General features: G+C 65.1%; 1 protein-coding gene and 1 pseudogene. One reads left to right on the forward strand and one right to left on the reverse strand.

Annotation, left to right across the window (positions count from 1 at the left end; all coding sequences use genetic code 11):
- Nucleotides 1-441, reverse strand: a 441-nt coding sequence (locus MOV75_RS38615) for an asparagine synthase-related protein (protein WP_247008076.1), incomplete at its 3' end; no start/stop codon positions are given.
- Nucleotides 442-786: 345 nt separating this feature from the next.
- Here MOV75_RS38615 and MOV75_RS38620 point away from each other — a divergent pair.
- A pseudogene (locus tag MOV75_RS38620) lies at nt 787-1273 on the forward strand (flagellar hook-length control protein FliK); the annotation flags it as partial.

Below are 1273 nucleotides of genomic sequence, written 5' to 3' on the forward strand. Positions count from 1 at the left end.
GTAGTCGCGGCGGCGCGAGGCGACGTAATGGCCGGTGGCGAGCGCCTGCGCGCCGAGCTCGCGGGCGGTCTTCAGCAAGTCGCGGAACTTGACCGAGCGGTTGCACTCGATGCACGGCACCGGCGTTTCACCAAGGGCATAAGAGTCGGCGAAATTGTCGATGACGGATTCGCGAAAGCGGTCCTCGTAGTCGAGAACGTAATGGGGAATGCCGAGTTTTGCCGCGACGTCGCGCGCGTCGTGAATGTCCTGGCCGGCGCAGCAGGCGCCCTTGCGATGGGTCGCCGCGCCATGGTCGTAGAGCTGCAGCGTGATGCCGACGACGTCGTAGCCTTCCGCCTTCAAAAGCGCAGCCGTCGTCGAGGAGTCGACGCCGCCCGACATGGCGACAACGACCCTGGTGTCCTCAGGACGGCCTTCGAGATCCAGACTGTTGCGCATGGGCCTTAAGGGTTGTGGCGACGGCGTGCGGCGATCCGCGATGTCATGCTTCTCGCGGGACATCGGCGATCCCCGGGAACTTCAGTTCCCGAAAGGCACGACTGCCCGGTCGAAAGCGGCTGAGAGTAACCTCTTTAATATAGGCGGCATTCCGGTGAAGCAATCACAGGGGCGGCCAGCTTAGGGCAATTCTTGCCGGGCAGGCAGAAATGGCGGGGGCGCGGCAGGCCCCGCGGCGGCGCCCCGAATCATCAAGCTATTGATTTTGCTGAATAAATGCACACGAGGCGACGCTGGCCCGCTCCTTGCTCCCCTGATGCCGAAGATGTTTCCAAGGGGTTGCCTGTGGTCGGTCGTACGTCAGATGTCGTGGCAAGCGTGCAGGTTTCGAGCGCGCAGCAAAAGCCTGCCCGGTCGCAGAGCTCCAAAGAGCCGTCCGCGGACGATAGCTTCGGCTCGCTGGTCGACAGCAACACCCAGGCGATCAGCACCAATGCGGCCGCGCAGGCCCAGGATCGCGCGCCGCGGCGCAGCGATTCATCCTCGTCCTCCGCGGACAAGGGCCCGCGCGACACCTCGTCCACGGATTCGTCCTCGCAAAGCAAGGCGAGCGACGACACCGACGCATCCGCGCCCAGGAACGACAACGCGAGCGATACGACCGCCGATCCGGCCAAGGACGCCGGCAAGCTCAAGGACAAGTCCGAGACATCCGACGCCAAATCGGCTGACAAATCGGCTGATACGTCCGAGGAGGCCAAGGGCGACAAGACCGAGGCCACCGACGGGCTCGCCGTCTCCGCCGATGCCGCGGCGGCCGCGCCGACCGACG

The sequence above is a fragment of the Bradyrhizobium sp. PRIMUS42 genome (genome assembly GCF_023006515.1).
Taxonomy (GTDB): domain Bacteria; phylum Pseudomonadota; class Alphaproteobacteria; order Rhizobiales; family Xanthobacteraceae; genus Bradyrhizobium.